The sequence below is a fragment of the Microbacterium schleiferi genome (assembly GCF_020781975.1).
GTDB lineage: Bacteria > Actinomycetota > Actinomycetes > Actinomycetales > Microbacteriaceae > Microbacterium.
Window position 1 is genome coordinate 334,224 of sequence record NZ_JAJGNI010000003.1, and the last position, 23,656, is coordinate 357,879.

A 23,656-nucleotide genomic window follows, 5' to 3' on the forward strand; every position below is an offset into this window, starting at 1 on the left:
CCATGAGCACCACTGGTGACGAGTTTGACGAGACCGCCGCGGGCGAGGACCACCTCGCCGATACTCTCGCGGACCTCGACGAGGAACTGGCGGAGTCGCGGGCAGCAGCGCTGCGAGCGACCCTCGATGACTACGACCTGGACGAGGATGACGCCGCGGTCCTCGCTGGGCTCGTGGCCGGTGAGGACGGCATCGAGTACCTGCCGGCGTTGCCGGTCGTCGCGATCGTCGGACGTCCGAACGTCGGCAAGTCGGCGCTCGTAAACCGCATCCTCGGGCGCCGCGAGGCAGTTGTCGAAGACACTCCGGGCGTGACACGCGACCGCGTGACCTACAAGGCCGAGTGGATGGACCGCCGGTTCACCCTCGTCGACACCGGCGGGTGGGAGCCTGACGCCCGTGGTATCGACCGGTCGGTGGCGGCGCAGGCCGAGGTGGCGATCGACCTCTCGGATGTGGTGCTGTTCGTGGTCGACGCGATGGTCGGGGCCACCTCGACCGACGAGCACGTCGTCAAGCTGCTGCGCAAGAGCGGCAAGCCCGTCTTCCTCGTCGCCAACAAGATCGATGACGCCCGTCAGGAGCCCGAGGCTGCCGCGCTGTGGAACCTGGGGCTCGGGGAGCCGCATCCGGTTTCCGCGATCCACGGCCGCGGGGTTGCTGACCTTCTCGACGAGATCATGAAGGTGCTGCCGGATGTCTCAGCCGTCGCCAAGCACGAGATCGGCGGGCCGCGCCGTGTCGCGATCCTCGGTCGCCCCAATGTGGGCAAGTCGTCGCTCCTGAACAAAGCTGCCGGCGAGGAGCGGGTCGTCGTCAACGAGCTGGCGGGAACCACGCGCGACCCGGTCGATGAGATCGTCGAGATCGGGGGGCGCCTGTGGACCTTTGTTGATACTGCCGGCATCCGTCGACGCGTACACCTGCAGCAGGGCGCCGACTTCTACGCCTCGCTTCGGACCTCAGCGGCGCTCGAGAAGGCTGAGGTCGCCGTCGTTGTGCTCGATGTCAGCCAGCCGCTCAGCGAGCAAGACGTGCGGATCATCGACCTGGTGCTGGAGTCCGGGCGAGCGCTCGTGCTGGCGTTCAACAAGTGGGACCTGCTCGCAACGCCCGAGCTCGAGAACCAGGACCGTCGCCGGCACCTCGAACGGGAGATCGAACAGGATCTCGCTCACGTGTCGTGGGCCCCCCGGGTGAACATCTCTGCCCGGACCGGCCGTCACCTCGAGAAGCTCGTGCCGGCGCTCGAGACGGCGCTGGAGTCGTGGGATCAGCGGATCCCGACCGGCAAGTTCAATGCCTTCCTGGCTGAACTCGTCGCAGAACACCCGCACCCGCTGCGCGGTGGCAAGCAGCCCCGCATCCTGTTCGGTACGCAGGCCGCGACGCGCCCGCCGACGTTCGTGCTGTTCACGACCGGATTCCTCGACCCCGGCTATCGCCGATTCATTCAGCGTCGCTTGCGCGAACTGTTCGGTTTCGAGGGGACGCCGATCGTGCTCAACATGCGAGTCCGCGAGCGTCGCCAGCGCTGAGGTTTCAGCGCGCCGCGCTCAGGCGCCGTCGGTCTTGGCCGGCGGCAGGTCCTGCAGGTGCGAGCGGTCGTCGCCCGGGTCGCCGGTGCCCTTGTCCGTTCCTGACTCGGCGTCGCCGAAGTCCCGGTCCTCCCACTGGCCGTGCGTTTCGCCGTTCTCTGGAGTCTCGATCATCTCGTGGTCGTGTTCGTTTCCCATGACGCCAGCCGAGCACTCGTGCGTCGGCGGTGCGAGGGTCTTGACAACGGCGGTCAGCGCGTGACGACGTTCGCGAAGGCTCCGTCGAATTCGGCCGCGATCATCTCGACGAGCTTGGTCGTTGCCGCCTCGCCTCCGGATGCGTGCGGGAACTCTGGCCGCGTGCCGATAGCGCGGGCGCACTGCAGCGCCCACCACTGCACGCCTTCGGCAAGCAGCTGTTCGCCCAACAGGCGCAGTCGGCTGGCATCGGTGAGCGTCGGATGGACGGTCGTGCGCACCTCGTACTCCAGCGGGCGTTCGCTGCCCGCGCGCGCCCGTGCGGCATCCAGCAGGAGCCGCAGGGAGCGCCAGGCATGGATGCCGCTGCAGCGGCGCTGCGTCACGGTGGCGTAGTCGGCGGCGGATGCCTTGATGTCGAGGCCGACCCAGTCCAGTTGGGGAAGGACCGAGTCCAGTCGCGAGGGAAACGCGCCCCCGGTGTGCAGGCCGACGCGGATGCCGAGCCGTCGCGCCTCGTCGATGGCGGGGACCAGCGCGGTCTGCATCGTCGGTTCACCGCCGGAGAAGACGACGCCGTCGAGCTGGGTGCGGCGCTCGTCGAGGAACGCGAGGACCTCGCGCCACGCGATCGTGCCGGTGCTGTGGGGGTCGATGAGGTCGGGGTTGTGACAGTAGACGCAGTCCCACGGGCACCCCTGAAGGAAGACCGTCGCGGCCAGGTGGTCGGGCCAGTCTGCCCCCGAGAATCTCGTGAGTCCGGCGATGCGCAGCTCGTCAGCTGTCTCTGACGCGAGCGCGTTCATTGTCGCGCCAGCGCCGGGGGCGCTGCATCCGGCTCGGCGGCTTCCGGGTCCGGCACGGCACGGGTTGCATCGAAGTACACGCGCTCGGCGGCTTCGCCCTGCTTACCGATGTTGAACGAGGACACCGGCCGGAAGTAACCCATGACGCGCGTCCACACCTCGCAGTCTCGACCGCAGCGCGGGCAGAGCGGGTGGTCGCCCGAGACGTATCCGTGTGCGGGGCAGATCGAGAAGGTGGGCGTGACAGTGAGGTAGGGGAGCCGGAACTGCTCGAGGGATCGCCGAACCAGGTTCTTGCAGACGGATGCCGACGCAACGGCTTCGCCGAGGTACAGGTGCAGCACGGTTCCTCCGGTGTAGAGCTGCTGCAGCGGCTCTTGCAGGCTCATCGCCTCGAACGGATCATCGGTGTAGCCGACGGGAAGCTGCGACGAGTTCGTGTAGTACGGGTGGTCGGCGGTGCCCGCGTGGCGGATGCCGTCGCCGCCGGCGCCCCGGGGAGCGCCGCTCTGATCGCCGAATCTGGCGATGTCCAGCCGCGCGAACCGGTAGGTCGCGCTTTCGGCGGGGGTCGCTTCGAGGTTGTACATGTGCCCCGTCTGTTCCTGGGCTTCGACCATGCGAGCCCGAACGTGCTCGAGCAGCCACGACGCCAACTCCATGCCCTCGGCATCCGTCATGTCGTGAGCGTCGAGGGTGAAGTTGCGGATGAACTCGTTGATGCCGTTGACGCCGATCGTTGAGAAGTGGTTGTCGAGCGTGCCGAGATAGCGCTTCGTGTACGGGAACAGGCCACCGTCGATGTGGCGGCCGATCTCTGCGCGCTTGGCTTCAAGGCTGTCGCGGGCGATGGCGATCAGCTCATCGAGTCGGTCGAGAACCCCCTGCCGGTCGCCGGGGTGGAGGTATCCGAGGCGGGCACAGTTGATCGTGACGACGCCGATCGATCCGGTCTGCTCGGCGGATCCGAAGAGCCCGTTTCCGCGCTTGAGGAGCTCGGTGAGGTCCAGCTGGAGCCTGCAGCACATCGAGCGGATCATGTGCGGGTCAAGGTCTGAGTTGATGAAGTTCTGGAAGTAGGGGAGTCCGTAGCGGGCTGTCATCGCGAAGAGGGCGTCGACGTTCGGGCCGTCCCAATCGAAGTCCTTCGTGATGTTGTAGGTCGGGATGGGGAACGTGAAGGCGCGACCGTCGGCATCCCCGTCGGCGTAGACCTCGATGAACGCGCGGTTGATCAGCGACATCTCCTCGGCGAGGTCTCCGTAGGTGAAGTCCTGCACGACGCCGCCGATCAGGGGCCGCTGGTCTGCGAGGTCGTCGGGGCACGTCCAGTCGAACGTCAGATTCGTGAAGGGCGTCTGCGTTCCCCAGCGGGAGGGGACGTTGAGGTTGAAGACCAGTTCTTGCACAGCCTGGAGCACCTGGTCGTACGAGAGCCCGTCGATGCGAACGAAAGGCGCGAGATACGTGTCGACGGAGCTGAACGCCTGTGCGCCCGCCCACTCGTTTTGCAGCGTGCCGAGGAAATTGACCATCTGACCGGTCGCTGCCGACAGGTGTCGTGGCGGCGCAGAGGAGATCCGGCCGGGGATGCCGTTGAAGCCCTGTTCCAGGAGGGTGCGGAGCGACCATCCCGCGCAGTATCCGGCGAACATATCGAGGTCATGGATGTGGATGTCGCCGTCGCGGTGCGCGGCTCCGGCCTCGGGGGAGTACACCTCATCGAGCCAGTAGTTCGCGATGATCTTGCCCGCGGTGTTGAGGATCATGCCGCCGAGTGAGTAGCCCTGGTTCGCGTTCGCGTTCACGCGCCAGTCCGACCGGGACAGGTATTCGTTGATCGTGTCTGACACGGCCACCGTTCGCGGTGAGGCGGTAGGGCGAGGCTTCATCGGCGGCTTCCTTCGGAGTGTGGGCGCGCGGTTCGGAGGGTTTCCCGGATCGCGGGAATGCCACTATATGCAGTGCTCGATCTCGAGCTCGGCACAATATGTGGTGATCCACATGGTCAGACCACATGGCATCCTGCATCCTTGTGGCGGCGTACAGCATCGCGTGTCGGTCCCGGCGAAAACGCCACGGAGGAGTATCTGGCCAAAGCCCAACTGTTCGGTCGCGCCGTGTTGCGGGTGTTGAGCGCTGGATGGCGCAACAAGGCGCGACCGAAGTGTGAGGGGGTGGGCTGGGATGGTGGAGCCCATCTCTTTCGGTCGCGCCGTGTTGCGGGTGGATTGCCGTGGATGTCGCAGTTTGGCGCGACCGAGTCCAGGGTGTCCGGACCTGGGTCACCGATGGGGGGGACCTTGGCCCCTGACTGGAGGCATACCCCCGGGAGTACCTTCATGTCGGAGCCGCGAACCGTTGCGACCCGAATGCGAAGGAGAACACCATGAAGATCGTCGTCGTCGGAGGAGTCGCTGGAGGGGCATCCGTTGCCGCGAGAGCTCGCCGTCTGGACGAGTCGGCCGAGATCGTTGTTCTCGAGCGGGGCGAGTACGTGTCATTCGCGAACTGCGGCCTGCCATACCACATCGGCGGTGTCATCGCCGATCGCAGCCGCCTCCTGCTGCAGACTCCCGAGAGCCTTCGCGAATCGCTCGACATCGACGTGCGCATCGGTCAGGACGTGGTCGAGCTCGACCGCGCCGCCCAGACGGTGACGGTGCGTGAGGTCGCGACAGGCCGGGAGTACACGGAGTCCTACGATGCGCTCGCGCTGTGCCAGGGTGCCGATCCGCTGCAGCTTCCGCTGCCGGGGATCGATCTTCCCGGCATCCACACCCTGCGAAACGTCGCCGACATGGATGCCATCAAGTCGCGCCTCGACGAGGCCTTGGCCGCCGCAGCGTCCCGGGGACGGGCCGCGAAGACCGTCGTGATCGGCGCCGGGTACATCGGCATCGAAATGGCCGAGAACCTGATCCACCGCGGAGCCGAGGTCACGATCGTCGAGCTCGCCGACCAGATCCTCCCGCCGCTGGATAAGGACGTCTCGATTCCCGTCGAGCAGCACGCGCGAGGTCGCGGTGTCGAGCTGCAGCTGGGCACCGCGGCCGCAGCCTTCACGCAGGCATCCGATGGGATGCTGCGCGTCGAGCTCAACAACGGCCAGTCGCTTCCGGCCGACCTCGTCGTGCTGTCTGCGGGCGTGCGCCCGAACGTGACCCTGGCCCGCGAGGCGGGGCTGGCGATCGGCGAGCGCGGCGGCATCGTGGTCGACACGCACATGCGTACCTCCGACCCGCACATCTGGGCAGCGGGCGACGCTGTCGAGACCGCGCATACCGTGCTGCCGGGGCGCTGGATCACCCCGCTTGCCGGGCCAGCAAACCGCGAAGCGCGCGTTGCCGCCGAGAACATCTGCGGTCGCGACACCGAGTACCTCTCGACGCAGGGCACCTCAATCGTGAAGGTGTTCGAGATGACAGCCGGCGCCACCGGTGCCAATGAGCGTCAGCTCGAGCGGGCCGGCGTCGACTACCTCACCGCGCACGTGCATCCCTCGGGGCACGCCGGTTACTACCCGGGCACGGCGCAGATGCACATCAAGGTCACGTTCTCGCCGACGGACGGCAAGCTCCTCGGGGCGCAGATCGCAGGGTTCGACGGGGTCGACAAGCGGCTGGATGTCTTCGCGACGGCAATCCGGCTCGGCGCGACAGTTCACGATCTCGAGCACCTGGAACTCGCGTACGCACCGCCCTTCGGGTCGGCCAAAGACCCCGTCAACATGGCGGGCTTCGTGGCCAGTAACGTGCTCAGCGGCGACCTGAAGCTCTGGTACGCGAAGGACTATCCGGCAGCGACCGACGGATGCCGCATCATCGATGTGCGCACCGACGTCGAGTACGACATCTGGCACATCTCGGGCGCCGAGAACGTGCCCCTCGGGATCATCCGCGAAGTGTGCCAGAGCTGGGACCGGGACGTTCCCATCCGCCTCTACTGCGCTGTCGGCTTCCGCAGCTACCTCGCATACCGGGCGCTCGTGCAGCGCGGGTTCACGAATGTGCGGACGCTCTCGGGCGGCTCGACCACCTTCCGCTTCTTCCATGACCTCGAGCCCGTGGGGTTCGTGGCCAAACCCGCCGAAATCCCGTATGCCGAGGCATCCGATCTGCTCGCCCAGGTGAAGGGGTCGGGCCAGGTGGTCGACCTCGACTGCACGGGGCTCGCGTGCCCAGGCCCGATCATGAAGCTCACGAAGCAGATGGACGAGCTGCAGCCGGGCGACGACGTCGTCGTGCACGTCTCGGATCCCGGGTTCGCGCACGACGCTCCGGCGTGGGCCGCAAGCCACGGCCACGAGATGCTCGCGATCGCACCCGAGGGGCCCGGCTATGTGGCGACCTTCCGCAAGAGCGCGGGAACGGATGCCCCGCGCGCCGTGCAGACGCTGAATCAGACATCCTTCGTCGTCTTCTCGGGCGACCTCGACAAGGCGATCGCCGCGTTCATCATCGCCAACGGGGCGCTCGCGATGGGGCAGAAGGTGTCGATGTTCTTCACGTTCTGGGGGCTGAACATGCTGCGCCGACACGATGCGCCGCCGCGCGAGAAGAAGGTCATGGACCGGATGTTCGCGATGATGATGCCCTCAGATGCCGGCCACCTGCCGCTGTCTCAGATGAACATGGCGGGCATGGGGCCCAAGATGATCAAGGACGTCATGAAGCAGCACAACGTCCCGACGCTCGAGGAGCTCATGACCTCGGCGCGCGAGGGTGGCGCGCAGCTGGTGGCGTGCACGATGACGATGGACCTGCTCGGCATCGCCGAATCCGATCTGCAGGACGGCATCGACTTCGGTGGTGTTGCCACGTTCCTCGGCGAGGCCCAGAAGTCCGGGACGACCCTGTTCATCTAGCCGGCGACCGGCCTCGAGCGTCGGCCTCGAGCGTCGGTATCGGGCCTCGTCGTCAGTTTCGGTCGCGCCGCCTTGCGGGTGTTGAGGGCTGGGATGCCGCAACAAGGCGCGACTGAACCGGGGGGTCTCGGATACTGGAGCCGATTTCTTCCGGTCGCGCCGTGTTGCGGGTGTGCTGCCCGGGGTGTCGCAACAAGGCGCGACTGAACGAAAGGGGGGGCTCCTGGGGGTTGAGTGCGCATGTTCGGTCGCGCCGTGTTGTGGCTATTGGGGCTGGGATGCCGCAACAAGGCGCGACTGAACGGAGGGGGGCTGCGACCGGGGGAGCCCGCGCGGTGTGACAGGCTGAGATCGTGACGATCGAACCCCCGGCTCCCGGAGAGCCGCGCCGCCCGTCGGGCCCGCGCGATCCCGGTGACGCGTGGGTGATCGCGCCAACGGGGGAGCGTTACTGGGGGCGGTTCGGCGCGGCGGGGCTGCTTGCCGTGGATGCCGAGCGCGGCATCCTGTTGCAGCACCGCGTCGGCTGGAGCCACCACGGCGGAACCTGGGCGCTGCCCGGCGGTGCGCGACACGAGCACGAGGATGCCGGTGTGGCGGCGCTTCGCGAGGCTCGGGAGGAAGCCGCGGTGCCACCGGATGCCGTGCGGCAGCGGTTCTGGAGCGTGCTCGACCTCGATATCTGGTCGTACACGACGGTGATCGCCGACGTCATCAAGCCGTTCGACCCGCAGATCGCGGATGCCGAGAGCGTCGCGCTCGAGTGGGTTCCCGTGGACGAGGTCGCCGATAGGCCGCTGCATCCGGCGTTCGCATCGGCATGGGAGCACCTTGGCCCGCTGCTGTCGGTGCGGCCGGCCGTTGTAATCGATGCGGCGAACGTCGTGGGTTCGGTGCCTGACGGATGGTGGCGCGACCGCGCCGGTGCTGCCGGCCGGCTCATTGACCGGGTCAGCGGTTGGCAGGCGCGGGGAGTGGACGCCAACGCGCTCGAGCTTCCGGGCGCGCACTGGTTCCCCGCCGTGGCGGTCGTGCTCGAGGGTCAGGCCAAAGGCGCGGCTCGACCCGCGGATGAGTCAGGCGCCGGCATCCGGGTCGTGCTGGCCCCCGGCGAGGGGGATGACGAGATCGTCGCCGAGACGCAGCGGCGCATCGGAGGTGGGGAGCAGGTGGTCGTCGTGACCAGTGACCGAGGACTCGCCGACCGTGTCAGCGACGCGGGCGCGCGGGTGGTCGGTGCTGGCTGGCTGCTCGATCAGCTCGACGCGCGCGCATAAGGCAGCGTTAGTCGGCGGACCGGCCGCGCAGCCGGTCGATGGCGCGACGTTCGCGCTTGGTCGGCCTCCCTGCACCGCGTTCGCGAACCGGGACGAACGGGGTCTCTTCCCGAGACGGGCGCGCCGGGGTGCGGTCGTCGACCGCGAGGGCAGCCGCTGGTGCACCGACGCGCTTGGTCAGGAGCTGCTTGACGACGAGGATGCGGTCGAAGCCTGCGATCCGGATGCGCAGCTCATCGCCGATCCGCACGGGTTGTGCGGCCTTCGCGCGATCGCCTCCGACGCGAACATGCCCCGCACGGCACGCCGCAGTGGCTGCGGATCGGGTTTTGTAGACCCGGACTGCCCAGAGCCAGGCATCCACGCGCACGGAGTCGGTCACACCGTCGATTCTCTCGCGACGCGCGCCGCGTGGGTCGCGATCACGGCACCCACGGCGATGAGTCCCTGCCCGAGCGTATAGGTGATCATGACGAGGGCGCTGCTTCCCGACGGCATGGAGTCTGGAAGAAACAGCCGGAACGCGAGCACCGTGTCGGAGATGAGGAAGAACGCGCCACCCCACGCGATGGCGGGGTGGCACCGCGTCGAGAGCACGGCGGTTCCGCCGAGGACGAGGCCGTAGAGCGCGACCGCCACCGCGAGTCCGCCGAGAGTCGGCCAGAGGTACACGACCAGGACGACCCACCACACGGCGTAGACGGCAGACCACCACGGCACACGCCGAACCGCGAGGAACCGCCAGAACAAAACGATGTAGGCGATATGCGCGAGGCCGAAGCACAGGAGCATCGCCGGGAGTTCGTCATCGAGGAACGGGAAGAAGGTCGCGGCGCCGTCGCCGAGCCACGATAGCGCGAGAGCGACAAAAAGCAGCGTGTAGGGCGGACCCCACTGCGAACCCCGGCCGCCCCAGAGCACAGCCACGGCAAGAAGCGGCATCAACGCGAGCTTGGTGGGGCCGCTCACGGCATCCCACCCCGACAGCAGCGCCGTGACGTGCACGATCGACACCGCGATGTAGGGAAGGAACCCCCACCACCAGCGCGGGGAGAGGTCGGATGCGGCGACTCGGGTCGTAGCGGCATCAGCGGTCACAGACACTCCTTCGTGTTGGGAACCGCTCCCACCCTATTGCTGGTGAGTGCGCGAGAGGTAGCGCTTGCGGCCGAGTGATCGCGACAATGGACGGGGAGGGAGTCAGGATGGCGGAGTCGACGGTGACGGCGTGTCCGTCGTGTGGTGCGAAGAATCGGGTGCCGGCGGCGCGCACCGGCAAGGTCCGTTGCGCCTCGTGCCACGCGGATCTGCCCTGGCTTGTGGAGGCCGACGACGCTTCGTTCGACGCTGTCGTGGGTGATGCAACGCTTCCGGTGCTCGTTGATGTGTGGGCGCCGTGGTGCGGTCCGTGCCGGATGGTGTCGCCGATCGTCGAGCAGATGTCGCGGGAGTTCGCCGGCAAGCTCAAGGTCGTGAAGGTGAACTCGGATGAGTCGCCGCGCGTTTCGCAGCGTCACGGCATCCAGAGCATTCCGACTCTGCTGCTGTACCGGGACGGCGCGGAGCAGTCGCGGCAGATCGGCGCGCTTCCTGCGCCGCAGTTGCGCCAGTGGGTTGCCGCGCAGGTCGGCTAGGGCCTCTCTTCCCCGGGTGCCTGGCGCGCGGGAATGAGGAACGAGGCGAGAAGCGCCGCGACCGCGAGCACCGCGATCAGCCCGAACGCGAGTGCGTAGGACGCAGGATCCGGTTCGTCTCCGCTCGTAGCGAGCAGCGCCGCGCACCCTGCTGCCCCGAACGCGCCGCCGATCTGACGTGCGGCGATGTTGACGCCGCTGACGCTCGAGATCGTGTCGTCATCCGTGACGTCGACGAGCACGTTGACCAGGCCCGCCGAGCCCGTGGCGACGCCCGCACCGACGAGGACGGAGCCGGCGAGCAGAGTCGGCAGCGTATGAGCCCCGGCGGCGAGGATGATGCCACCGATGACCGTGGCCGCTGCGCCGAGAACCGCGGGTCCGCGCCTGCCGAGGCGTCGTCGCAGGATGCCTGACAGCGGCCCGACCGCCGCCATCGCCGCGGTCGCGGGTAGGAGCAGGAGCCCCGCGAGCGTGGCCGGTGTCAGCGGCCCCGCAGTGGCATCCCCGACTTCGATGAAGACCGGGAGGGCGACGAACGTTGCGAACAGGGCGGCGCCGAGGAACAGGGAGGTCACGTGCGAGGTCCAAAGCGCCCGGACACGGAGGTGTGAGACGCCCGCGGACTCTGAGCGTCTGACCACTCGCCATGCCCACACGGAGATGACAGCTGTGCCGGCGGCCAGGCTCCCGCCGGTGAGCGCGACCTCGGCGTCGGAGCGTGGGGCCTCGGTGACCGCGAAGAGCAGGATCGCCACACCGACCGCGAGCAGCAGCGAAGACCCGAGGTGGAGCGGCTGGCGATCCGCGCGCGGCGCCTCGGCGAGACCGAATGTCATCACTCCGGCAACGGCGAGCAGCACGAACGGCAGCCATGCAAGAGCCTGAGTGCCGACACGGTCGACGAGGATGCCGGCGATGACGACCCCGAGTCCTGTTCCGGTCGCGAAGGTTCCCGTGAGCAGCCCGACGGCGAGCGGACGTTGCGCTTCGGGAACGGCGCGGCCCGCGAGGGCGATCGCCAGCGGAAAGACTCCGCCGCCGAGGCCCTGCAGTGTTCGACCCGCGATCAACTCGCCCATCGAGCCGGCGAGGCCCGCGATCGCGAGGCCGACCATGACGACCGGTATCAGGATCAGCAGGACCAGCCGGGGTCCGAACGTGTCGCCGAGCCGTCCGATCACGGGTGTCGTTGTCGCTGCGACGACGAGCACGATCGTGAGTGTCCAGCTCGACTCCGCCGCTGTCGTACCGAACTGATCCGCAGTGATCGCGAGCGTCGGCGCGACCATCGAGAGGGGGAGTGCTGCGCCCAGGGTTGCGATGACGAGGGTAACGACGCTCACGACGCCGCGGTGCGACATCCGTGCGCGCACCGGTTCGCTCTGGGCCATGCATCCACGCTACCGACGGATGCCGAACCCGCCGGCGAGCTCGATTCTCGACTGGCTGCGGGACCGGCTAGGATAGGGGAGTTGTCCGCGCTTCGGTGCGGCTCCGGGATGTGGCGCAGCTTGGTAGCGCACTTGACTGGGGGTCAAGGGGTTTACCCCGCTCTCGTCGCCCCGAACAACTGAATATCCATGCCACGGGCTGTGGCGCAGCTTGGTAGCGCACCTGACTGGGGGTCAGGGGGTCGCAGGTTCAAATCCTGTCAGCCCGACCAATACAGGCTTATTCAAACCTTTGGACTGAGTAAGCGGGTATAGGTCTGAAAGAGAGTCTTCCGCAGAAATGCGGGAGGCTCTCTTTTCTTTGGCGGGTGTGTGGGCGGTCGCGGAGAGGCGACGCTGTGCGCGCCAGTCATGCAGACCGGCGTTGAGTTCAGTGCGTTCGACGCCGATATTCACCTCTCGGTCGGTGACCTGGACGTCGAGTCGGGCGAAGAACGCGGTGAGAAGCTCGCGGCGGACGTTGTCGGGCAGTTGCCTGTAGAGCGCCGCGGGATCGTCAAGGAGATCGACGAACGCAAAGGCCTTGTCCACACCGTGCCGGATGCGTTCGACCGTCCGTGTGAGCTTCTCGGTGATGGCGCCCTTCTGGAGCGTCACGTACTCGAGGCGTTGGCGCAGCTTGTCGACGGCGATCGTTCCGTCGGCGGCGAGCTCGATGAGCCGCTCCTCCTGGCCCTCGAGCTTCTTGAGCTGCGTGCGCAGGGCGTCCTTCTCCTCCTGATCCGCGGCTTGGAGTTCGACGAGAGCGCGTCGAACTTCCTCACGTACGGACGTGATGTCGTCAGCATCGAAGCGCTCAGCCGCGACCCGTCGCGCCACCTCGTCTTCGAGCTCGTCGAGACGCGCCGACGGCATCGAGCAGTGACCGCGCTGCTTCGCTGTGCAGACGTAGTACTCGTACGTGCCGCCGTGCCCCTTGTTCTGGCTGTAGACGAGTCGACTCGTGCGCCCCTCTGACTTGCATTCGGCGCAGTACAGCAGGCCGCGCAGGAAGTGGAAGTGAATCCGGTCACGGTCACCTTTGCGATTGCGTCCGTCGAGGATCTTCTGCACCGAGAGGAACAACTCTTTCGAGATGAGCGGCGTGTGCCTACCCGGGTGGAGCTTCCCCTTGTAGCGGATCACTCCGGTGTAATAAGGGTCACGCAGGATCATGGCGAGCTGGCTGCTCGACAGCGGCCTTGCGGCGCGCTTGCTCGACTGCCGCGTGGTCAGGCCTTGATCTTCGAGCATCATCTGGAGCTGTGTGATCGAGAACTGGTTCGTGGCGTACTGTTCGAAGGCCCAGATGATGAGCGGTGCGCGGACGGGGTCGACGTCGATCGTGTTGACGAGGCGTCCGTCGAAGTCCTTGCGCACGTTGAGGTAGCCAAGCTTCGCTCGCCCGACGCTTCCGCCCCGCTCGACTTTGTGGGCCATCTTGATTCGGATGTCCTCACCGCTCATGCGGACTTGGAGTTCGTTGACGACGTCGGTGATGGCCTCCATCGCATCGCCCATGTACCCGTCGCCGAAGTTCTCCTTGGCCGAGATCAGCTCGACCCCCTTGTCGCGCAGTTGGCGCTTGGTGATGGCAGCGTCGAGGTGGTTGCGGAAGACGCGAGAGCGCATGTAGATCACGACGTAGCGGATGTCGGGGTTGGCATCGACGAAGCGGAGGAGCTTCTTGAACTCTGGCCGCTTGTCGATGGTCTGCGCCGACTGGCCAGGTTCGACAAACTCGCGGAGGATCGGTACGCCGAGCTCCTTCGCCTTGCGGATCACCCACTCTCGCTGCGTTGCGATGCTGTTGCCATCTTCATCGAGATCAGCAGCGGTATTGAGCTGACGAGTCGTGGATACGCGCAGATAGCTGATAGCCAGGCCTGTGCGGAGCGGAATGTGTATCCCATCGTCATCCTCAAATAGATGCTCGAGTCCGGTGATGGATGTGAGATTCGGCTGCGCCAGGGTGGCTGCCGCTTCCTCGCCTTCTTGGTACATATGAGGCCCTCCTTCGGTTAGGTCCTCCGGATTTACGCTCTTCTTGGCCAAGAAGTCCAGCCCTTCGTCTGTTTTCCGGGCACCTCGACCGCCGTCCACCTGGGGAACGTCGGCGATGTAGTTTTCACCTCGCTCGTCACTCGTTTTCATGTCGGTCTTCCCTCTCAATGTCAGATCCGCCGCCCTGCATTGGTGCGTCGAGATGCGCCACGATTCCGAGCAGAATGCGAGCGAGTCGCCTCGGGTCCGGGCGCGCTCTCCACGCCGGGGTGACCGAGATATCGCGCTCCGCGCGCGGGCGTCCACGCCTCTTTGGCTCGAGCTGGCTAGGTACCGAACGCATGGAGGCGGCCTCCTTCTTCGATCAGGTCGTAGGCTTCTCGCGTCTGTTGGATGACGTAGTCAACGTGGAGTTCGACGGCGTCGGGCGGTAGCCCGTGATCGTCGGCCCAGTTGGCAAGTTCGATCTCCCAATCCTCGAGCGGGCTGAGGAAGTGGGCGGCGTCTTCGTAGGAGTCGAAGCTTCCGGCGTAGTTCTCGTTGAAGGTGTCGAGCAGGTCATTGTCGGCGGCGTTCACGTCGGGGAGCGACAGATATGCGCGAAAGGCTGCACCGAAGAACTCTGCGCACTCTTCGAGGCCGCCGACGAGGGTCTCGATGTCTTTGCTGTTGAGGGTGCCGGGGACGTAGATGGTGGTCGGGTGTCCGCTTGTGGTGACTCGGGTGCGCACGAGGATGCGGTCGAGACTGGGTGGTTGAGCTGCGTCGCGTGGTCTCACTCCGGAGCCGCGGTTCTCGGCTGCGACGAGGTAGGTGCCGAGCCAGTTGATCAGCTCCTTGACCTTGGGGGTTGCCTCTTCTGCGTTGTAGAGGTCGAGATATTCATCGCGCAGGTCGAAGTAGCTTCCTTCGCCGTCTCTTGCGAACGCTGCGAGGCGGGACTCGGGGCCGAGTGCCCGTCCAAGTGTGTGGGCAATGCAGCGCGCCGTGCCTTCGTCGATCTCGGTCTTGTTCGCCAGCGCCCTGGCGATGCCTTCTTGGAGGGGTTGTTCGAATCGGCGGGCGACGACTTCGAGGCGACGCCAGTCGGGCGTGGTGCGCTCGGGGGCGAGGCGGGTTTCCACGATTGGGGTTGGCTCATGCTCGGTCATGACCGTCGCTCCGCGGTGATGATGTAGCGGCCGAGAGCGTCGAGCCACGATTCCCGCTCGAGGGGAACGGTGACGTGGTTGAGTTCGGTGAGCGCTGCCTCGGCATCGAGGATTCCGGTCGCGGCGAAGCGTTCCAGTGCGCCACCGGAGCCGTCGTGGATGGTTGCGGCGATGAGGCGTGCGAGGCGGGTGTGCTGCGTGTGCGGATCGAGGGCGAGCCAGGCGTCGATGACGAACTTCGCGTGCTCGGTCTGATCGACCTTCCCTAGCCAGTTCGGCAGCGGGTTATTCTGGTGGGTGAGGTTGGTGTTCATGGTGTTCCTCCTTTCGGGGTGAGTGATGGGTGCGGCCCGTACGGGGCCAGAGTGGCGAGGGCCTGCTCGCTGGTGATGACGGTGAACAGCGACCCGTCGAGTTCGCGGTCCTCGTCGATAGCGGCCCGGATCTTCCGTGCCCGATCGGGGCTGGGAACGATCCAGACGACGGCTGGGTAGAGGTCCCGCTGCTGTTGCTCAATGCCGGTCCGGTAGTGCCGTTGGTAGGTAGCGCATTTTCGGAGTACGGCGGGGAGGTGTTCGGTAGCGCGGTCGACTTCCACGAATGAGTGGGTCTCGGTGGTGGCGTCGGCGGTCACGACCACCAGGTCGGGCTTGAGTGTGATGACGGTTGCCCCGGCGCCGGTGAAGCTTCTCCAGCTCGCGGGTTCGAGTTCCAGCTCGAGTAGTTCGAACCGGTCAGCGTTGCCCTGCTCGATGAGACTGACAGCGACGTCAGCGATGGCGAGGGTGTGCTCAGTGAATGCGCGGCCCGGTTCGTCGTAGCGGCGTCGGATGGGTTCACCGCGTTGCGCTCGAAGGTGACGGTCTCCGGCTGCGGCGAGTTGCCAGATGGTGACGGCGGAGCCGTGCTTGATGCCGCCGATCCGACGTTGGAGCCGGGCGATGGCCCCGCGTGTTTCGAGGCGACGGAGCACACGAGTGGTGCCACGCGTCGCCCCACTCACCGTCCTGTGCGTCCCGAGTGGCGCTGCAGGAAAGTGCAGGCGCTGCAGCTGGCGAGTCGTGAGAAGCCGGAACCGTTCGAGGTCTTCGAGAATCTCTTCGTCTCTTCTCGTCAACTTCCCTTCGAGGCTTCGGGCGCCATGAGTGGCCATCATGGGGTGGGCCTCCGTGCTGAGGGAAATGCTGCTGCAAGGCAGGGAGAGTCCGCGCCAGGTGTTGCCACCTTGGGGCGGAACAGCGCCGCGGGGGGTGCCCCTATGTCTTTCGTCAAGCGCCGATCGACGATTTCTGCCTTCCGCTGGGCAGGCTTTCGACCGGTGAAAGTTCGTGGGTCTGAAAGAGGTCCAGAGGAATGCTGATCTGGAAGGTCGGGGGAAGTGTGATTGCCGCCGGATGTACGTGGTGTTGGCCCACTATTTGTTCCGATCGTGATGGTCTGGATTGAACGTGTTCGCGGTGGGAGGCGAAACGCCCCACTGCTCAGTGCGTTGGAGGGTCGCCGGCATCGGAAGAGCGGATCTGGCTCGGGTCGCTCGGCCAGATCACTCGCAGCACGTTGATCACGTCCTCGGGGGCGGTGCCAGTGGACTCGGCGTCGGCGATCAGATCCCGTATGCGTCGTATGACCGATCGCGGGAGCACCGCCGCGGACTCTGCGACGCGTGTGCCCGCGGCGGTGCGGGTGACGACGAGACCGTCCTGCTCGAGTAGCTTGTAGGCCTTCGCTGCGGTGCCGGGGGCGACTCCCAAATCGCTCGCGGTTTGTCGAACGGTCGGTAAGCGTTCGTTTGCTCCTAGTTGCCCAGAAACGATGAGTCCCCGCAATTGCCGGTAGATCCCCATCGCTGGGTTCCCCTCCTCCGTCGAAGACAGGATCGGATGGGTTGTCACAGTGCAGCACCTGCGCTTGTCGTATGGTCGACTGCCTCCGTCGAGGGAACTGTGGTCGAGTGGTTGCGGCGGCGCAGTCGGCTCGCGACCAGCAGCAGAAGGACGAAGGCTGTGATCTCGAGCGCAGGAGCGAGCCAGCCCCCGGCGGTGGCGAGCTCGGCGTAGCGCCAGGCCGCTTCGTAGGGTGCGCCTTCGTTCTCGCCCTCGATAACCAGCTGGGAGATTGATCCCGAGCTTGCGATGAATCGCCATGCGCCGCCTAACGCGAGCAGCATTCCTGCTGTGGCAATACGCACGATTCCAGTTGCGATCTCGCGGCGCTCGAACCGCTCGAGACCGACCGTCTCCGGGCGGATGTATGGACGTGCGGCGTTGCAGCGGAGCGCCGCCCAGGTGGCTATCGACAACGCTGCGAGGCAGATGAGGACGGGAACGCCATAGGCCCATCCATAGAACCAAAGACGGATCGGGTCGATGGTCGACTCATTCGGCACGGGTATCTCGAGCCAGACGTAGCGACCCTCCCCATCAGGCGATGAGGCCATGCCCGCCGCGAGTGTTGTCGCGAGCAGCAGAAGCAGAACGATCCCTGCGCCGACGATTCCCCAGTGTGGCCCAAAGCTCACCCACGTGCGCCGGTCAGCGAGCACTACCGGAATTTCGGAGCGTGCCGTGCCGCGAGAAGCGATGAAGACCAGCGCAATGGCTATCCCGAGGAATGCGCAGAAGACAGGCGTCGCGAATCGCCACCATGACACGACGTCGGCAAGGTTTAAAAGGTAGCCCCGTACGACATTCTCGGTCGCGAACAAGACGATGACGGCTACGGCCGCAACTCCGAGAACTCGATGCTCGGGCTCGTATCTGGATGCCACGGAACGACCCGGAGCTTCAAACGGTGCTGACGAAGGTCGTTGGTCAGCACCTGCCCTCTTGGTTGCGAGGATGCCGACGGCAATGACCAGTGCGATCGTCAGAGAGATCAATGGCAATGAAAGAGCCGCAGCCACGACATCTAGCACGCCAATTGAGGTGAATCTGTCCCACGTCATCTGAACTCCGCTCGTATCTTGTGTCACATGTCTATCACAAGTTGTACCGATGGCAAGATACAAGCCCGGCGGAATCGTGGACGAGGACGAGAATGCTCTTCGGATTCGCTCTTAGCTCAGGCCGCCAGTCGAGCGGCGGGCGCTAGGTAGAGGGTGCCGTCTCGGAGCATGGCGTAGAGCACGTCGGAGCGGCGTCGGGCGAGAGCGAGGAGGGCTTGGTTGTGGCGTTTGCCTTGGGTGATCTTGCGGTCGTAGTAGGCGCGTGAGTCGGGGTCGCGGAGCGCAGCGAATGCGGAGAGGAACATCGCGTTCTTCAGCACCTTGTTTCCACGTCGCGACGAGTACTCGCCGCGGATGGATGACCCGGATCTTCGGGTGACGGGGGCGAGGCCCGCGTAGGCGGCGAGGTGTCCGGCGGTGGGGAAGTGCTTGCCGGCGACTTCGGTAAGGAGTCGAGCTGCGGTCCTGACGCCGACTCCGGGCATGCTCGTCAGGACGGGCTGAAGAGGGTGCGCATCGACCAGCCTCTCAACCTCCGCCGCGACATCGTCACGCTGCTTCCGCAACGTTGCCAGCTGTGCAGCGAGGCGTGGGATCACGAGCGCCGCCGCGTTGGTGCCAGTGACGACCACGGACTGCTGGTCGAGCGCGGTGGTGATCTCGTAGGCCCAGTCTCGGCCCTTGCGGGGCGCAAGTTTCAGCATCCGCGTCGCGATTCGCTTCTCGCCCGCTGCGCGCAACTGCGCCGGTGACGGCCACCGTTGCAGCAAGTCGAGAATCGCGGGGTGATCCAGTCGCGGCCCGATGGCGCGTTCCAGCGCGGGGTGGATCTGGGTCAGCAGTCCGCGGACGCGGTTGCCGACTTGGGTGATCTGGGCGGCGAGGTCGTCGTCGAATCCGCAGAGCATCGCGAGCTCGGCAACCTGTTCATCCGTCGCCTGGATCGAGCGAAGCGTGTGCGGCATTGTCCGTGCGGTCTCCGCGATGATCGCCGCATCCCTCGCGTCGGTCTTGGCCTCGCCCGGGTGCAGATCTGCGATGCGTCGCATCGCAAGTCCCGGTAGATATCCGACCAGGGCGCCCGCGGCTTGCGCAACCGCGATCGGCAGCGCGCCGATCGTTGCCGGCTGATCCACGATCAGCAGCACGATACCGTGCTTCTGCAGGTCGGTGAGCACCGCGCGGAGTCTGCGCTCGTCATTCGGGAGTGCCCGGTCGTAGAGCTTCTTGCCGGTGCGGTCGAGAGCGACCGCGTGATGCTCGCCTTTCCCGACGTCGAGACCGACGAACACGTCGACCTGGTCGTAGTTCGCAATCTGGGTGACCACTGCTCCTCCGTTTCGCTCGGGTTGACAGCTGCGACGGTGCGTCTCGGCATCCACGTTACGAACGACCTCGAGCGTGCTCGGGCCTGGCCCCTATCAGCGATCACCCACCGCCAACCAGGCTCGGTGACAACACCCCCCGGATCATCGAGGACAGGGGGGACCAATCATGCCGAGCCCGGCAGGCTGCCACCGCCCAGCATGCTCACCGAACGGCTACAAAGAAAGTAACGCGGTGGGTGTTCGTCGTGAAGCGAACAGCGACCGGAATACCGGTCAGACACCCTCACCAAGAGGTCGTTGATGAAAGAGCTGGTCATGACCGCCTCGCCTTCTGGTTCGACGGCCGCCTGTTCGGCTCGCGATCCTCGGACGGCGACACGGGCGTCGGTGCTGGCGGAAGGGCGCCGTAGCGGTCGCGGCTGCGCTGACGCACTTGCTCGCCAGTGCCGAGGGACGGGCGTGGTGACAGTGTTCGTGCGGAGCACCACCCGGCGGGAACTCCTCCGGCGATGAGGTGGGCGTAGATCTCGAACCGCGGGAGCGTCTGGAAGTCTTCGGCGCTGAGCTGCGGGGCCATCCGGGCGAGGTCTCGGGCATCGTCGGGGCCGACGGCGAAGCACAGCTTTGTGCGCGCGTTCGTGTCCAGACCGGCACGGGTCGGCGGCGGCAGTTGTGCCCGGTACTGGTGAGCGACGTGCCACGCAACGCCGTAGGAGCGGGAGGTGGCCAGCGCGTCGGCGATCGAGGTCGGCAGGTGCAGGTAGTTCTGCACCTCATCGACGAACACCATCCCGGGACGGGTGGTCGGGTGCTTCTCTTTGGCCCGCTCAAGGGTGGCGTTCCAGATCTCGGCGACGATCAGGCTGCCGAGAAGCTTCGCCGCACCCACCCCGATCAACGCCTCGTTCAGCGGCACCAATACGACGCTTCGCTCGCGGAAGACATCCCGAAGGCGGAAGCGTGGACGCGCCTGTCCGAGGACACGCACGAGCGGGGCGCGGAGCAGGATCTTGCGGAGCTTGTTGAGTGGGGCCGCGAGCATGGCGGCACGTTGCGCAGCGCCGAGTTCTTCGAACTCTGCCCAGAACGAAGCGAGGGCCTCATCGCCCTGAACGGCTGCGACGACTGGGCGTCGGTAAGTCGGGTCGGTGAGTAGCCGCGGGAGGTCGATCAGCGTGTAGGGGTCGACTGCGTGTGCGCCGGCCCGGGCGAGCGAAAGAAGTGCGCCGTGGATGAGGTACTCGGTGCGTGGTCCCCAGCCGTCGTCGAAGATTGCGGCCAGAGCGGCGACGATGCCGTCAACGACGATGTCTGCATCGCGGTCGCCCACATCGAGCGGGTTGAACCCGACCGGGAACTCGTCGGCGGCGTCGAGCACCACGACGCGGTCTGCGTGCTCCATTGGGATGCGGTCGAGGATGTTGTCGATTAGCTGGGCCTTGGGTTCCACGACGACGCATGCCCTGCCCGACTCGATATCCGACAGAACCAGGTGCTCAAAGAGCCCCGACTTCCCTGACCCGGTCGGCCCGATTGCGACGATGTGCTGGAGACGACTTTGCGGGTCGATACCGATGTCCCGCTGCGGTCCGGGCGCGGTACTGGTCGCGAACACCGACTGCGTCGAGGTGACGATCTCCGGCACGGGGAGTCTTCGCGGGTGGATGGCGGCGAGACCGGCGTAGTCCCGGTCCCCAACTGGCCAGCCGAGAAGCGGGGCGAGTTCTTCCGCGGACAAGTCGAATGCGGCGCGGGGCGAGCCGGTTGCCCAGCGGTCGGCGGTGTCGTGATTGAGGCTCAGTCGGAGCCGGGGGCTCTCAAGCAGTTGAAGAGCGCCGAACACCTCCCACACCAGCGCGCCGATGCGTTTCTGGGTCGAGGCGGTCACTCCGATGCGCAGCGTCGTCGCGGTCGTCGGCGTGCCAGCGCGGTTTTGGAGGCGTCGGCGAGTCTCGGCGTCGATCGAGCGGACGCCGTCGAGCATCCGCGACGCCACGGACTGGAGCGGATCCGGTGCCTTGACCGAGATACCCCTTGCCCTCCGCGTCCTACCCAGTACGAGTTGGAGCGCGAGATGCTCGTCGTCACGACGGGCGGCGAGCGCGTCGTAGATCCCGGAAGTGACCCGTTCCAGGTCGACCTCGGCGAGGGGCAGCACCGCGGGGTGGGCCACGACCCGGCTGACAGCGGCCACGTCGGGCCGTGTGGCGGCCTCAACGGCCAACCCGGGCAAGTGGGCCGCCAGGAGCCGCTTCAGCCGCGCCGTCGCGGCCGAAGCGCAGCCGACGAGGTGGACGATGCCGTCCGCGCTGGCGTGGATCTCGAAGACCAGCGGTCGCGGGACATCGGAGCTCATGAGGCGGGTAAGGAGCGCTGTGACCGCGTCGGACTCGAGCGGCCGTGGGATGTGGAGGCGGGCGAAGTGGAGGTCAGGCATGCTCACCTCCATCCGCGTCGTCCTCGGCATCCTGATGCTGGGCGGCGGCTTCTGCTTCGAGGCGGGCTTGTTCGAGACCGGCGGCGGTGATGATGCGCGCCACGGCGTCCGGGCGTAGATCGTGATTGAGTTCGGAGAAGACCCAGACGCGGCGACCTTGAGCCTTCCGATAACGGCGTCGAGGGGAGTGATTAGCCATGCTTGACCTCCTGCCCACCTCTGTTTGGGGTTCGCACGTCGGTCGCGGAAGGTCGCTCGGTTCGCCCGCAGATATGAAGTCCGTGGGCGTCGTGCCGACTGTTATGAACTCGTCGACCACTCTTGTCAAGCGAAATCCGGCCTTGTAGTCGAAAGCACAACATCTCGACAGGGGTGATCGTGGTCATGGTCAGAACCGCCGACCCCACCAATAGCGGAAGAGCATCACCGCGACCCACAAGACCAGCACGATCGCCGCGATCAGGAGCACCCACCCCCAGAACTGCGCCAGCAGCTCCAGAGCGAGCCACAGCGCGACGATCCCGCCGAGGATGAGAAGCATCGTGCGGAAGAACCGTTCGGCCGCACTGCGAGGAGAGTCGTCGGCCATCACTCATCACCGTCTCCCTGACCGGAGCGAGTGAAGTCGCTCGGCACCGGATACCCCGGGATGGAGATGTCGGAATCGATCTCGTTGCCCCACACCGACCAGTCCTTCAAGCTGTTCGGGCGCTGACGGGCGAACAGCTCAAGGTACGGGCCGTCGAGGACCCGCTCGATGAGCGGAATCATCTCCTCGGGCTTGTGCGAGTGATCCTGACGCGGGAACAACAGCGTCGAACGCTGCCCGCGGAACTTGAACGGCGCCTTCCCGCGCACCCCGTGCAGCAGAAGCTCGTGCGAGCCACGGAAGTAGTTCCCGAGGCCCATGTAGTACTTGTCCCAGACGGCGTTCGTCTTATAGGTGAAGCCCCACGCCTTCATAACCTCGAGGGCGTCGGGAAGTGCGGCGCTCGTCGTCCACAGCAGCAGCGTCGAGTCGTCGTCCATGAGGTCGGCGACCGGCATGTGTTTGATGTCCTCGGTAGTCATCAAGTCGTACTTCCGCGCGGCACCGCGCGCACCTAGCTGGCCGTGCATCCACGGTGGGTCGGCGTGACACACCTTGAATTTCTTCCTGCCGCGGAACGTGTCTGGGGTCTTCTTGTCCTTGGTGGTTGTCATGTCAATGAACTCCTTTCCCCTGCCCGCTCGTGATCGCGGGGCGTTGGTGAGCACTGGTTATGCGCTTTCGGCGCGAAGTCGTCAATGCACCAGTCGCGTACGTTGCAAAAACCACAACGACCGCGACGAAGGCCTACGAAAGGTGATGGCGCGAGCTCCGCGTAGATGAAGCTCGCGCCATCACCGGCCTGGGCTACGAGTCGGCGGACTCGTTGGTGGGAACTTTCCCCGAGGCGAGGTACGACTCGCGGATGAGCGCCCGACGGGTCTCGTGCGCCTCCATCCCCAGCGCGTTCGCCAGATCGAGCACGGTGCGACGAAGCTGCTCCTGCTTGCGGTCCAGGTCCGCTTCGATACGCGCACGGCGACCCTTGTCGACCGCGTTGGCGATGTCGTTGGTCACCTTGATTGCGACGTCCTTCATCGCGGCGACGACATCGGCAAACGTCGGGGTCGGACGTCCGCACGACATCACTGCCACCGTCGAATCGCGGCCGACGCACCGAGCGTGTAGCTGTCCACGATCTCCCGATAGCGAGCCTCACCCAACGGGGCGATCGAGATCAGGTGCTGCTCCAGCGCGGTGAGCGCGCCAACATGCTCAAGAGCAGTGTGAGAGAGGAAGGCGCGGCCTTCCTCGGTGAGCTTGGCAACGATCGCGCGGGACTGCACCCGCTCAACCTCACGCCGCACCTGCCGCTGTGCACCAAGCGACATTGACGCCAGTCCATTGGAGCTGCCTGCGCTTCCCGAGGGAAGGGGCCTTGACCCTCGATCGTGGACACGGTGTCGTTTCGGTTATGCCGCTTCCGCGAGGGTAGCGGACGTGGTCGCCG

At 66.1% G+C, this 23,656-nt stretch carries 22 protein-coding genes and 2 tRNA genes; 6 read left to right on the forward strand and 18 right to left on the reverse strand.

What is annotated here, in order from left to right; translation table 11 throughout:
- Positions 1–2 precede the first annotated feature (2 nt).
- A complete protein-coding gene (gene der / locus LL236_RS05560) occupies positions 3–1,538 on the forward strand; it encodes a ribosome biogenesis GTPase Der (protein ID WP_228177796.1) in 1,536 nt (511 codons plus the stop codon).
- 18 nt (positions 1,539–1,556) lie between these two features.
- On the opposite strand, the gene LL236_RS05565 is transcribed toward der, so the two are convergent.
- The 3 genes from LL236_RS05565 to LL236_RS05575 are packed head-to-tail and all read right to left on the reverse strand — an operon-like array spanning position 1,557 to position 4,434.
- Positions 1,557–1,736 (reverse strand): hypothetical protein, encoded by a 180-nt coding sequence (locus tag LL236_RS05565; RefSeq protein ID WP_228177797.1) that lies wholly within the window; start codon positions 1,734–1,736, stop codon positions 1,557–1,559.
- 53 nt (positions 1,737–1,789) lie between these two features.
- Positions 1,790–2,542 (reverse strand): anaerobic ribonucleoside-triphosphate reductase activating protein, encoded by a 753-nt coding sequence (locus LL236_RS05570; RefSeq protein ID WP_228177798.1) that lies wholly within the window; start codon positions 2,540–2,542, stop codon positions 1,790–1,792.
- On the reverse strand, positions 2,539–4,434 hold the full coding sequence (locus LL236_RS05575; protein ID WP_228177799.1) for a ribonucleoside triphosphate reductase: 1,896 nt from the start codon (positions 4,432–4,434) through the stop codon (positions 2,539–2,541). Before LL236_RS05575 ends, LL236_RS05570 begins: the two co-directional genes overlap by 4 nt.
- 497 nt (positions 4,435–4,931) lie before the next feature.
- On the opposite strand from LL236_RS05575, the gene LL236_RS05580 reads away from it, so the two are divergent.
- Positions 4,932–7,409, forward strand: coding sequence for an FAD-dependent oxidoreductase (locus tag LL236_RS05580; protein WP_228177800.1), 2,478 nt, complete (start codon positions 4,932–4,934; stop codon positions 7,407–7,409).
- Between the two features lie 353 nt (positions 7,410–7,762).
- Positions 7,763–8,686 (forward strand): NUDIX domain-containing protein, encoded by a 924-nt coding sequence (locus LL236_RS05585; RefSeq protein WP_228177801.1) that lies wholly within the window; start codon positions 7,763–7,765, stop codon positions 8,684–8,686.
- 7 nt (positions 8,687–8,693) lie between these two features.
- On the opposite strand, the gene LL236_RS05590 is transcribed toward LL236_RS05585, so the two are convergent.
- Both LL236_RS05590 and LL236_RS05595 read right to left on the reverse strand, forming a co-directional pair.
- On the reverse strand, positions 8,694–9,068 hold the full coding sequence (locus LL236_RS05590) for an RNA-binding S4 domain-containing protein (RefSeq protein ID WP_228177802.1): 375 nt from the start codon (positions 9,066–9,068) through the stop codon (positions 8,694–8,696).
- The gene (locus LL236_RS05595; protein WP_228177803.1) at positions 9,065–9,784 is read right to left on the reverse strand and encodes a lysoplasmalogenase; all 720 of its coding nucleotides are present in this window, start codon (positions 9,782–9,784) and stop codon (positions 9,065–9,067) included. The genes LL236_RS05590 and LL236_RS05595 overlap by 4 nt, the downstream gene beginning before the upstream one ends.
- A 107-nt stretch (positions 9,785–9,891) precedes the next feature.
- On the opposite strand from LL236_RS05595, the gene trxA reads away from it, so the two are divergent.
- Positions 9,892–10,320 carry a thioredoxin gene (gene trxA, locus LL236_RS05600; RefSeq protein WP_228177804.1) on the forward strand — a complete coding sequence of 143 codons (429 nt, stop codon included), beginning with the start codon at positions 9,892–9,894 and terminating at the stop codon, positions 10,318–10,320.
- On the opposite strand, the gene LL236_RS05605 is transcribed toward trxA, so the two are convergent.
- Positions 10,317–11,714: an MFS transporter gene (locus LL236_RS05605; protein WP_228177805.1), complete on the reverse strand. Its 1,398-nt coding sequence runs from the start codon at positions 11,712–11,714 to the stop codon at positions 10,317–10,319. The two genes, trxA and LL236_RS05605, sit on opposite strands and share 4 nt — an antisense overlap.
- Before the next feature lie 104 nt (positions 11,715–11,818).
- Between LL236_RS05605 and LL236_RS05610 the strand changes: the two genes are divergently transcribed.
- A tRNA-Pro gene (locus LL236_RS05610) sits at positions 11,819–11,889 on the forward strand.
- 20 nt (positions 11,890–11,909) lie between these two features.
- Positions 11,910–11,986: transfer RNA gene (locus LL236_RS05615), tRNA-Pro, on the forward strand.
- On the opposite strand, the gene LL236_RS05620 is transcribed toward LL236_RS05615, so the two are convergent.
- The 12 genes from LL236_RS05620 to LL236_RS05675 form a co-directional block, all read right to left on the reverse strand.
- On the reverse strand, positions 11,949–14,063 hold the full coding sequence (locus LL236_RS05620) for a recombinase family protein (RefSeq protein WP_228177806.1): 2,115 nt from the start codon (positions 14,061–14,063) through the stop codon (positions 11,949–11,951). The two genes, LL236_RS05615 and LL236_RS05620, sit on opposite strands and share 38 nt — an antisense overlap.
- 20 nt (positions 14,064–14,083) lie before the next feature.
- Positions 14,084–14,908: a hypothetical protein gene (locus LL236_RS05625; RefSeq protein WP_228177807.1), complete on the reverse strand. Its 825-nt coding sequence runs from the start codon at positions 14,906–14,908 to the stop codon at positions 14,084–14,086.
- Positions 14,905–15,222 (reverse strand): hypothetical protein, encoded by a 318-nt coding sequence (locus tag LL236_RS05630; RefSeq protein WP_228177808.1) that lies wholly within the window; start codon positions 15,220–15,222, stop codon positions 14,905–14,907. Before LL236_RS05630 ends, LL236_RS05625 begins: the two co-directional genes overlap by 4 nt.
- Entirely contained in the window at positions 15,219–16,025 is an 807-nt protein-coding gene (locus LL236_RS05635; RefSeq protein WP_228177809.1) for a replication-relaxation family protein, read from the reverse strand. Before LL236_RS05635 ends, LL236_RS05630 begins: the two co-directional genes overlap by 4 nt.
- Before the next feature lie 364 nt (positions 16,026–16,389).
- Positions 16,390–16,752, reverse strand: coding sequence for a GntR family transcriptional regulator (locus tag LL236_RS05640; RefSeq protein WP_228177835.1), 363 nt, complete (start codon positions 16,750–16,752; stop codon positions 16,390–16,392).
- A gap of 44 nt (positions 16,753–16,796) precedes the next feature.
- Positions 16,797–17,675 (reverse strand): hypothetical protein, encoded by an 879-nt coding sequence (locus LL236_RS05645; RefSeq protein ID WP_228177810.1) that lies wholly within the window; start codon positions 17,673–17,675, stop codon positions 16,797–16,799.
- Between the two features lie 293 nt (positions 17,676–17,968).
- A complete protein-coding gene (locus LL236_RS05650) occupies positions 17,969–19,168 on the reverse strand; it encodes an IS110 family transposase (RefSeq protein WP_228177836.1) in 1,200 nt (399 codons plus the stop codon).
- A 325-nt stretch (positions 19,169–19,493) separates the two neighbouring features.
- The gene (locus LL236_RS05655; RefSeq protein ID WP_228177811.1) at positions 19,494–21,617 is read right to left on the reverse strand and encodes a type IV secretory system conjugative DNA transfer family protein; all 2,124 of its coding nucleotides are present in this window, start codon (positions 21,615–21,617) and stop codon (positions 19,494–19,496) included.
- A 388-nt stretch (positions 21,618–22,005) separates the two neighbouring features.
- Entirely contained in the window at positions 22,006–22,206 is a 201-nt protein-coding gene (locus LL236_RS05660) for a hypothetical protein (protein WP_228177812.1), read from the reverse strand.
- A complete protein-coding gene (locus LL236_RS05665; RefSeq protein ID WP_228177813.1) occupies positions 22,206–22,820 on the reverse strand; it encodes an MT-A70 family methyltransferase in 615 nt (204 codons plus the stop codon). The genes LL236_RS05660 and LL236_RS05665 overlap by 1 nt, the downstream gene beginning before the upstream one ends.
- Positions 22,821–23,013: 193 nt before the next feature.
- On the reverse strand, positions 23,014–23,292 hold the full coding sequence (locus LL236_RS05670; protein WP_228177814.1) for a hypothetical protein: 279 nt from the start codon (positions 23,290–23,292) through the stop codon (positions 23,014–23,016).
- Positions 23,292–23,537, reverse strand: a complete 246-nt coding sequence (locus tag LL236_RS05675; RefSeq protein ID WP_228177815.1) for a hypothetical protein — start codon at positions 23,535–23,537, stop codon at positions 23,292–23,294. The genes LL236_RS05670 and LL236_RS05675 overlap by 1 nt, the downstream gene beginning before the upstream one ends.
- Positions 23,538–23,656 lie beyond the last annotated feature (119 nt).